Below are 9768 nucleotides of genomic sequence, written 5' to 3' on the forward strand. Positions count from 1 at the left end.
CCCCCCCGCCCGGTCAGACCTCGGCGTCCTTGCGGGCGCTGTCGCGGGCGATGGTCCGCGAGGCGCCCAGCAGCCCCAGCCCGGCCACCAGCAGACCGGCCGGGACCACGATCATCAGGCTGGTGTGCAGGCCGACGGCGGCGGCCTGGGCGGCGGACACCCCCACCGCCGCGGCCGCGAACCGGTCCGAGAGCGCCCCGGCCAGCAGCGGGCCCAGCGCCCCGCCCAGCAGGTAGGACGCGGCCAGGTAGACCGCCATCGCCGTGCCGCGCAGGCGCGGCACCGCCACGTCGGCGATCGCCGGGTAGGCGGCGGTGAAGTACACGTACTGGAGCAGCCAGCCCAGCGAGAACACGGCGGTGAACAGGCCGATCGCCTCGGCGCCGAACAGGAACGGCACGAACGTCAGCGGCACCGCCGCCAGCACGCTGGCCGCGCCCACCCCCACCCGGGCGGCGGGGGAGCGGCGCCCGGCCAGGTCCGCCGCCCGGCCGCCCGCGGTCAGCCCCACCAGCCCGGTCAGGCCGACGGTGACACCGGTGAGCAGGGCGCCGGTGGTCAGGTCGGTGCCGAAGAAGCGCTGGAACAGCGGAACGCTGAACGTGGTGACGGCGTAGGCGGAGACCTGCGCGCCGATCCCCGCGAAGACCAGCCACCACAGCGTGGGGGTGCGCAGCAGCCGCTGGAAGGGCCGCTCGACTCCGGATGCCGACAGGACCGGGGCCGACGGCGCGGCGGTCGGCGGGGCGGGGGCGACCCGCTCGGCGGCGCCCCGCAGCGGTTCGCGCACGAACAGCAGCAGCACCGCCAGGAACAGGCCCGGGACCGCGGCCAGCAGGAACGCCGCCCGCCAGGTGCCGAACGCCTCGGTGATCGACCCGACGGTGAAGTAGGCGAGGATCAGGCCGACCGGCAGCCCCAGCTGGAGCAGCCCGGCGGCGCGGGCGCGCCGCTCGGACGGGTACAGGTCGGCGATCATCGACGTGGCCGCGGGCGCGAACCCGGCCTCGCCGACGCCGACCAGCAGCCGGATGAACACCAGGACGAGGAAGATGTCGGCCATACCGGTGGCGGCGGTGAACAGACTCCAGGCGACCAGGCACACCGCCAGCACCCACTTGCGCGAGATCCGGTCGGCCAGCCGGCCCAGGGGGATGCCCACCACCGCGTAGACGATGGTGAAGGCGGCGCTGATCAGGCCGATCTGGGCGTCGCTCAGGGAGAACTCGGCCTTGAGGGGTTCGACGACGATCGCCGGGATGGTGCGGTCGTAGAAGTTGAGCAGGTTGGCGGCGAACAGCAGCGCGAGGATCAGGCCGGGGCGGGCGATGAGCCCGCGCTGCGGCGGCGGTGCGGCGGTGCGGACGTCGTCGGTGGCCATGGCCGGTTCCTCCGGGGGGAGACGGGAACCGCGCGGATCCGGTGGCCGGGCCCGCATCGCGGTGTGGGTCAGGTCACGTTAAGGCCGTCGTGGAGCCCCGCGCAAGAGTCTGGAACGTTTGCGTTCCTGATTGTCGCGGTGGGGTCGGCCCGGTCGGGGCTATCGTGGGCGGGCGGACCGAGGCGGCGGGACGGCGAGGCGAGGGGGACGACGTGGTCGGTGGTCGGGACACGGCCGAACGCGGGGAGACCTACGGCGGGCGCTCGCGCGAGGAGCGCGCGGCCGAGCGCCGGGGGCGGATCATGGACGCGGCCCTGCGCCTGTTCGCCGCCCGCGACTACGACGACGTCACCGTCGCCGACGTGTGCACCCTGGCCAAGGTGTCCAAACGGCACTTCTACGAGGAGTTCTCCGACCGCGACGACCTGCTGCACGCCGTGCACCGCAAGCAGAACGACTGGCTGCTGGCCGGGCTGACCGCCGCCGCCCCCAGGGACCCCGCCGGCCTGGACGACCTGCTGCGGCCGATGATGCGCGCCATGGTCGAGATGCTCCACGAGCACCCCGACCGCGCCCGGGTCATCTACGTGAACGCCCCCCGCATGGAGCTGCGCCGCCGCGGGCTGCTGCGCAAGGACGCCGAACTGCTCGGCCGGGCCCTGCGGCGGGCGCTGCGCCGCCCCAAGGGGCGCGCCGCCGACCGCGTTCGCCAGGACCGGGTGCTGCTCGCCCTGGTCGCGGGGGTGACCGAGGTGGTCATCGACTGGCTCCAGCGCGGCATGACCGACGACCGCGACCTGCTGGTCGACCACCTCACCGCGATCGCCGCCGCCCTCCTCTCCGCCCTGGAGGAGGCTCCCTAGGCCTGGCCACCGCGCCGCCGCCGTGGTAGCGTCCCGCCTCAATCAGGTACGCAAGTGTTCCTGATTGAAGCGGAAGGCGGGAGCATGCCACCGACACGGGTGAAGGTCGCCGTCGTGGGCGCCGGATTCTCCGGCCTCGCGATGGGCCGAGGCCTCCAACGCGCGGGTATCGACGACTTCGTCATCCGCGAGGGCGCCGTCGTGGGCGCCGACGGGGTGGCCCGCGAGGTCGACACGATCATCCTGGGCACCGGCTACCACGTCACCGACATGCCCCTGGCCGACCTCGTCACCGGCCGCGACGGCCGCACCCTCGCCGACGTGTACGGCGGCGGCCCGCGCGCCTACCTGGGCACCGCCGTCCCGGGCTTCCCCAACCTGTTCCTGCTGCTGGGACCCAATACCGGCCTCGGCCACAGCTCCATGGTCTACATGATCGAGTCCCAGGTCGACCACGTGCTGCGGCTGCTGCGCGCCATGCGCCGCCGCGGCGCCGACACCGTCGAGGTGCGCGCCGACCGCCACGACGAGTTCAACCGGTGGGTGGACGAGCGCCTGCGCCGCACCGTCTGGGAGACCGGCGGCTGTACCAGTTTCTACCGCGACGCCACCGGCCGCAACGCCACCCTGTGGCCCGACTGGACCTGGCGCTTCCGCCGCCGGACCCGCCGCCGGGTCACCGCCGGATACGACCTGACCACCACGAACACGAAGGCGACCACCCCATGAGCAGCGGCAAGCGCGTGATCATCACCGGAGCGGCCAGCGGCATCGGCGCGGCCACCGCCGCCGAACTCCGCCGCCGCGGCTGCACCGTCGCCGGCCTGGACCGCGACACCGACGGCGACGGCCTCATCGCCTGCGACGTCCGCTCCCAGGAGTCGGTGGACGCCGCCGTCGCGGCCGCCGTCGAGCGCCTGGGCGGCCTGGACGTCCTCATCAACTGCGCCGGACTGGCCACCCCGCAGAGCGCCGGGGCGCCGCCGGACGAGCGGGCGCTGGCGGTCATCGACGTCAACCTGGTGGGCCCCTGGCGGGTCACCTCCGCCGCCCTGCCCGCCCTGTGCGCCTCCCCGGTCCGGGGCCGGGTGATCAACGTGGCCTCGGGGATGGCGTTCGTGGCGCTGCCGTTCGCGGCGTCCTACGCGATGAGCAAACACGGGGTGGTCGCCTACTCGCGGGCGCTGCGCATCGAGTACGGCGACGCCGTCGACGTGACGGTGGTCTACCCGGGGTACATCAAGACGCCCATCCAGCGCGACTCGGTCGCGTTCGGGCTCGGCCTGGAGGGCACCTCCCCGGAGGAGAGCCTGGACGACGCGGTGGCGGCGTTCGTGCGCGCCGCCCTGGGGGAGCGGCCGGTCGACAACATCACCACGACGATGAGCGGGCGGGTCAACAACCTCCTGTGCCGCCACTTCCCGCACCGGTTCGTGGACGGGATCCTGCTGCGCCGCATCGGCCGCAAACTGGCCGGGCGCACCTTCGACGACCCCGCCCACCCGATCGCCCGCTTCGCCGCGGGCCTGCGCGACCGCTGAAGGGGCACGGCCGGAGGGCGCGCGCCGGTGCCGGGGGAGGGACCCCCGGCACCGGCGGCGAAACGCGGGTCACACGGGTCACTCGGAGGGTTCGGGCAGGGGCGGGCACTCGATGGTCGGGTTCACCCCCATGTAGTTCAGGGGGCCGACGAAGATGGTCCCGAGGGTGTAGCCGACGTTGGAGCACGAGGGTGCGTCGCTGAACAGTCCGCGCTGGAACACGGCGATCACACCGATGGCCAGCCAGATGACGACGAGGGTGGAAACGACGATCTTCGTTCGCATGAGTCCGCCTCCGCAGGGGGGTCGAGGCCACTGTCCTGAGTTCTTCAGCGAACCCTTACCCCCGAGGCGGGACGTCTCACATGGGATCGGCTCAGGGCCACACGTCGAACCGCCACCGGGTGGGCGCCGGGCCGTCCTCGCCGTTGGGGAACGCGTACACGTTGGAGGGCACCACCGTGTACACGCCGTACGGGGGCGGTCCCGCCGTCGGGGCGCCCTCGGACCCGGTCAGCTCGCCGTCCCCCGGGACGGGCGCCCAGCCGTGGCGTTCGGCGTAGGCGGCCGCCACCCAGGTGAGGCGGTCGCGGTCGCGGACCGGCTCGGCCGACCCCTCGACCACCGCGTCCGTCCCTCCCACGGTGAACGCCAGGCTCACCCTCGGTTCCCCGGCCAGGAACCGGGACTTGGCGGTGCCCGCCCCGGAGGCGAAGAACGGCTGGCCGTCCACCCACACCGCCAGCACCGGCCGGGTGTGCGGGGAGCCGTCCGGGCGCACCGCCGTCAGCCACGCCGTCCCGGTCGCCTGCGACAACCGGGCCAGCGTCTCCTGCCATTCGGCCGGTCCCTGCCCGGTCAGCGGACGGGCATGCGGGTTCGGAAAGGTGGACATGCCGCTTCCCCCTGGTCGCCTTGCACGAACCGCCCAGGTTAACGGCCCCGGCCGACATTCACCCCGTATTCACGCGGCTTGCGTCCGGGCGCGTCGCGCGCCGACCGCCGTCACGGAGAACACCGCGGCGGCGCCCACCGCGGCCGCGAACATCACCGCGGTCATGCCCGACAGGGTCACCGAGCCGCCCCACCCGGCCAGCGCGGCCACCGCCGAGCCCAGGCCGAACTGGAGGGTGCCCAGCAGCGCCGAGCCGCTCCCGGCCCGGTCGGAGGGCAGGTGGGCCAGCGCCAGCGCCGTGGCGTTGGGCGAGACCAGGCCGGTGAACAGCATCATCGCGAACAGGGCCGCGGTCACCGACGGCAGCGTCGCGGCACCGGCGGCGTCCAGGGCGGCCAGCGCCCCCACCGACGCGATCGACCCGGCCAGGCCCAGGACGAGCCGCCGGTGGATCTCCACGTGCCGCACCAGCACGGCGTTGACCTGGTTGCCCAGGATCATGCCGAGCGTGGTCACCGCGAACACCAGGGCGAACCGCTGGGCGTCGGCGCCCAGCTCGTTGTGGGACACGAACGAGAACGCCGAGATGTAGGTGAAGGACATGCCGAAGCCCAGCGCCAGGGTGAGGGTGGGCAGCAGGAACCGCGGGTCGCGCAGCAGGGAGCCGAACACCCGCAGCTGGCCGCGCGGGTCCACCGCGGTGCGGTGTTCGCGGGGCAGGCTCTCGGGCAGCGCCCACCAGACCAGGGCGGTGGTGAGCAGGCCGACCGCGCCCAGCGCGCCGAACAGGACCGGCCACGGGCCCAGGAGCAGCAGCTGGCCGCCCAGGATCGGCCCGAGCATGGGGGCCAGGCCCGACAGCAGCACCAGCCGGGAGAAGAACACGGCCGCGGCCTCGCCGTCGTAGACGTCGCTGACGATCGCGCGGGACACGACCAGCCCCGCGGCCGCCGACAGCCCCTGGAGGAACCGCAGGACGGAGAAGACCTCCACGGTGGGCGAGAACGCGATGGCGACCGTGGTCGCGGTGAACACGGCGGTGCCGATGAGCAGCGGCAGGCGGCGCCCCCAGCGGTCGCTGAGCGGGCCCACCACCAGCTGGCCCAGGGCCATGCCGGCCATGACCGAGGTCAGGGTGAACTTGACGGCCGACTCGCTGGTGCCCAGGTCGGCGGCGATGTCGGGGAGCGCGGGCAGGTACAGGTCGGTGGCCAGCGGGCCGACGGCGGACAGGGCGCCCAGCACGATGACGAGCAGCAGGGCGCGGGCCCGGCCCGGGGTGGGGCGGGCGGCCGGTGCCGTCGGGGCCGCCGGGGCGGTCGTGGCGTTCGGGTTCGGCGCGGGGGCCGCGGGCGTCGGGGACGCCGGGACGGTTGTCGGGGTCGCCGCGTGGCGGCGATCGGGGCGCACGGAGGCAAGGGTCACCGGAGAATCTCCTACCGGAATCGGGATGTTCAGGGGTGCGCGTGACGCGCGGTGCGCGGGCGCCGTGAACCGCCTTCGGGCGGGGCGCCGTGGACTGACCCCGAAGGGCCGCACTCCCGGCTCCAACAAGGGTCGGGGGCGGGGAAAATCCCGGCTTTGCCGACGGAATTCCGTGATCCGGATTACGGTGGCGCGATCGCCTGCGTGACAGGCGGATCCGGGCGGCGTGGCGACCCCCACGGCCCGATCCGTACCGACCGGACACCACGGTCGGGTAAACGCCGCACCCCGCTGACACCGCGTCGGCCCCAAGAGCCGGTCGGGCGGCGGGGCGTCGCACGAAACACGGTTTTCACGGCAGACCGTCTTGTCCGCCCGGCCGTGCCCGGGATAGGAAGCAGAGAGCCCCCCAGGAAGGACCCCCGTGTACCCACCCCCGCCCGCCCGCCGCCGGGCCGCCCTGACGGCCGTCTCCGCGGCGGCCCTCGCCGCCGCGGTCGCCGCCGGCGTGCTCGCCGCCCCCGCCCCCGCCCTGGCCGACCCCGCCCTGCGCGAACACGGCAACGGACCCGAGCGCAACGACGTCGCCGCCGCCCCGTTCCAGGACACCGCCCGCACCTTCGCCGCCCCCGCGCCGCCGCAGGTGCCCGGGGTGGACCCCGCCACCCCCTACCCGCGCCAGAGCGAACTGCCGGTCCACCCCGAGGACCCCGCCGACCACTCCGTCAAACTGGGCCTGACCCCCTACCACGACATCGCCCCGGTCCTCAACGAACTGATGGACGACTCCGACCGGGTCAGCGCCGAGATCATCGGCACCAGCACCCGCGGCCGGGACCTGTACCTGGTCACCCTCACCGAACCGGAGAACCGGGGCCGCGCCGACCAGCAGCGGCGGATGCGCGAACTCATCGCCGACGACCCCGCCCGGGCCGCCCGCGACCGCACCCTGCCCGACCGGTACAAGACCCCGGTGCTGGTCAACGCCAACATCCACGGCAACGAGTGGGAGGGCACCGACGCCTCGTTGCGGGTCATCGAGGAGCTGGCGCTGAGCGAGGAGCCCGCCACCGAGGAGCTGCTGGACGGCGCGCGGCTGTACTTCGTGCTCACCGCCAACCCCGACGGGCGGGTCGCCGGGACCCGCGCCAACGGGGCCGGGTTCGACCTCAACCGGGACTTCGTGACAGTGTCCCAACCGGAGACGGCGGCGCTGCGCCAGGTCATGATCGACACCCAGCCGCTGGTCATGGTGGACCAGCACGGGTACGTCAACGGGACCCTCATCGAGCCGTGCACGCCCCCGCACGGGCAGAACTACGAGTACGACCTGTTCATCAAGAACACGTACGAGAACGCTCTGCGGATGGAGGCGGCCATCCTGGAGCTGGGCTACACGCCCGAGGGCGACGGGGTGCTGCCGCCGCAGATCCCGTTCCGGGACAGCACCGACGGGTGGGACGACTGGCCGCCCATCTTCACCCCCATGTACGCCCCCTACCAGGGCGCGGTGGCCTCGGCCACGGTCGAGTTCCCGATGCGGGTCAACAACGCCGACTACACGAACCTGCCCGAGGCGGAGCTGCGGCGCCGCTCGGCCATCAACACCGACATCTCCGCCGCCACCATCGAGGCCACCATCGAGTTCGCCCGGGAGAACCGGGAGGAGCTGATCGCCGACCAGATCGAGGTGTTCCGGCGGGGCGCGGCCGGTGAGGAGCAGGTGGTGCCGCCCGAGGGGTGGGTGCCCGGGTTCGGTCCCGAGGACGTGTACACCACCGAGTTCCCGCGCGCCTACGTGCTGCCGGGGCGGGACCGGGCCACCGGGCGGCTGGTCGACTTCCTCATCGCCAACGACGTGCGGGTGGGCCGCGCCGAGGAGGCGTTCACCGTCGAGGGGAACGCCTACCCGGCGGGGTCCTACGTGGTGGACATGCGCCAGCCCAAACGCGGCATGGCCAACGTGCTGCTGGAGGCGGGCCGCGACATCAGCGACGACGTCGAGGCCATGTACGACATCTCGGGCTGGAGCCACGGCCTGCTGTGGGGCGCCGAGGTCGCCCCGGTGCGGGAGGCGGTGACGGTGCCGACCGCCGCGGTGGCGGTGGCCGAACCCACCGGCCGGGTGGAGGAGCCCGGCGCGGCCGGGTGGCGGCTGGAGGTGGCCGACGGCTCCGACGCCGCCGCCCTCAACGGGCTGCTCGCCGCCGGGGCCGAGGTGACCTGGAGCGGGGGCGGCGCGGTGGTCGCGCCGGGTGCGGCCGACGCCGTCGCCGAGGCCGCCGACCGGCACGGGTCGGTGTTCACGGCCGCCGACGAGCCGGGCGGGGCCGCCCTGGAGCCGGTCACCGTGGCGGTGGCGGGCGCCGCCGACGAGGTGTTCACCCTCCAGGCGCTCGGCTTCGACCTGGTGCCGGTGTCCACGGCGGTGCTCAACGGCGGATTCGACTGGTCGGGGGTGGACGTGCTGTACGCGGGCGCGGGCCTGGTGTACGCCGACCTGAACGCCGGTGCCCGGGCCGGCCTGGACGGGTTCCTCGCCGACGGCGGCGGCCTGGTGGGCCGCGGCCTCACGGGGTCCCGGCTCAACGACCAGGCGGGGCTGCTGGAGGCCACCCGGGTCGCGGGCCGCTCCGACGCCAACGGCGTGGTGGCCGCTGAGGCGGGCGAGGGCGCGCTCACCGGCACCGGCGGACACACGTTCGTGTACTCGCCGAGCTGGTTCACCGGCCTGGGCGAGGGGGTGGCGGTGGAGCAGTCCTACGCCGCCGACCCGCTGGTGGCCGGGCACTGGCGCGCCAACGCCAACGGCTCGGGCGGCCCGCGGGCGGCCGCCGGGCAGGCCGCGGTGGTCAGCGGAACGGCCGACGGCGCGGCGGTGGTGCTCTTCGGCACCGAGCCGATGTTCCGCAACCACCCCAAGGGGCTGTTCGGCCAGGTGGCCCAGGCCCTGTACTGGACGGCCTCGGCCTCCCCCGAGGCCTGATCCGGACCGGCCTGCCCCGGGGGGAGCGACCCCGGGGCGGGCCGGGTCATGCCCGGTCGGCGCGCATCCCCGCGAAGACGACGCCCAGGGCGCGTGCGCGGGTGCGGTCGTCCCACCCGCCGTGCAGCGCCCCGTGGCAGGCGGCGGTGAGCAGGGCGACGACGTCCCCGGTCTCCAGACCGGGGCGGACCGTCCCGGCCTCCCGGGCCAGGGACAGCAGGTGTTCCAGCTCCGGGGCCGACTCGCGCACCGGGCGGTCGGGGCCGGCGTCGGTTCCGGCGCGCAGCAGCGGCGACGACGGTGCGGTTCGCGGCGGCCTGCGCCACCACGTCGGAGAAGAAGGCGAAGAGCGCGCCGCCGGGTTCGGGCCCCTCGGCGAGGGCGGCGGCCGCGTGGTGCGCTGGCGCGAGTCCCAGGACACCGGGGCGATGGCCCTCCGCCCTGGCGTGAGACCGGCGTCGGCTTCCGCGCTCCGGTGCAACGGTATTGTGCGGCACCGGCTCCGAAAAACTGAGTCGACCTTTATCGAGCGGCCCTCGGCGTGATCTTGAGGGCCGTTCCGGTTGCTCCTGTGGATGAGATACTGATCTTTGATGTGTGGGTTGACAGCCGAGCGAGCTGGGAAAACCCTGGCCATGGAGCTTCCCCTCTCCTCTCCCCGCACTCCTGCCGAGTAC

9 protein-coding genes are annotated in these 9768 nt (G+C 74.2%); 4 read left to right on the forward strand and 5 right to left on the reverse strand.

Annotated elements, in window-relative coordinates:
• Window positions 1–13: 13 nt before the first annotated feature.
• Complete coding sequence (locus ACJOT3_RS27945) at window positions 14–1381, reverse strand: spinster family MFS transporter (protein ID WP_406976108.1); 1368 nt, start codon at window positions 1379–1381, stop codon at window positions 14–16.
• A 212-nt stretch (window positions 1382–1593) separates the two neighbouring features.
• Here ACJOT3_RS27945 and ACJOT3_RS27950 point away from each other — a divergent pair, with 212 nt between their 5' ends.
• From ACJOT3_RS27950 to ACJOT3_RS27960, 3 genes are all read left to right on the forward strand, one after another.
• Window positions 1594–2244 (forward strand): TetR/AcrR family transcriptional regulator, encoded by a 651-nt coding sequence (locus ACJOT3_RS27950; protein ID WP_406976109.1) that lies wholly within the window; start codon window positions 1594–1596, stop codon window positions 2242–2244.
• Between the two features lie 84 nt (window positions 2245–2328).
• Window positions 2329–2973 (forward strand): NAD(P)/FAD-dependent oxidoreductase, encoded by a 645-nt coding sequence (locus ACJOT3_RS27955; RefSeq protein WP_406976110.1) that lies wholly within the window; start codon window positions 2329–2331, stop codon window positions 2971–2973.
• Window positions 2970–3785: an SDR family NAD(P)-dependent oxidoreductase gene (locus ACJOT3_RS27960; protein ID WP_406976111.1), complete on the forward strand. Its 816-nt coding sequence runs from the start codon at window positions 2970–2972 to the stop codon at window positions 3783–3785. The genes ACJOT3_RS27955 and ACJOT3_RS27960 overlap by 4 nt, the downstream gene beginning before the upstream one ends.
• A gap of 78 nt (window positions 3786–3863) precedes the next feature.
• Here the strand turns inward: ACJOT3_RS27960 and ACJOT3_RS27965 are convergent, their stop codons facing one another.
• From ACJOT3_RS27965 to ACJOT3_RS27975, 3 genes are all read right to left on the reverse strand, one after another.
• Entirely contained in the window at window positions 3864–4070 is a 207-nt protein-coding gene (locus tag ACJOT3_RS27965) for a hypothetical protein (RefSeq protein ID WP_406976112.1), read from the reverse strand.
• A 91-nt stretch (window positions 4071–4161) separates the two neighbouring features.
• Window positions 4162–4680: a pyridoxamine 5'-phosphate oxidase family protein gene (locus ACJOT3_RS27970; protein ID WP_406976113.1), complete on the reverse strand. Its 519-nt coding sequence runs from the start codon at window positions 4678–4680 to the stop codon at window positions 4162–4164.
• A gap of 69 nt (window positions 4681–4749) precedes the next feature.
• On the reverse strand, window positions 4750–6105 hold the full coding sequence (locus ACJOT3_RS27975; protein ID WP_406976114.1) for a multidrug effflux MFS transporter: 1356 nt from the start codon (window positions 6103–6105) through the stop codon (window positions 4750–4752).
• Window positions 6106–6529: 424 nt separating this feature from the next.
• Here ACJOT3_RS27975 and ACJOT3_RS27980 point away from each other — a divergent pair, with 424 nt between their 5' ends.
• Window positions 6530–9091: a M14 family zinc carboxypeptidase gene (locus ACJOT3_RS27980; protein ID WP_406976115.1), complete on the forward strand. Its 2562-nt coding sequence runs from the start codon at window positions 6530–6532 to the stop codon at window positions 9089–9091.
• Window positions 9092–9137: 46 nt separating this feature from the next.
• Here the strand turns inward: ACJOT3_RS27980 and ACJOT3_RS27985 are convergent, their stop codons facing one another.
• Entirely contained in the window at window positions 9138–9341 is a 204-nt protein-coding gene (locus ACJOT3_RS27985) for an SbtR family transcriptional regulator (protein ID WP_406976116.1), read from the reverse strand.
• Between the last annotated feature and the right edge of the window lie 427 nt (window positions 9342–9768).

Source organism: Nocardiopsis protaetiae, assembly GCF_045446735.1.
GTDB lineage: Bacteria > Actinomycetota > Actinomycetes > Streptosporangiales > Streptosporangiaceae > Nocardiopsis > Nocardiopsis protaetiae.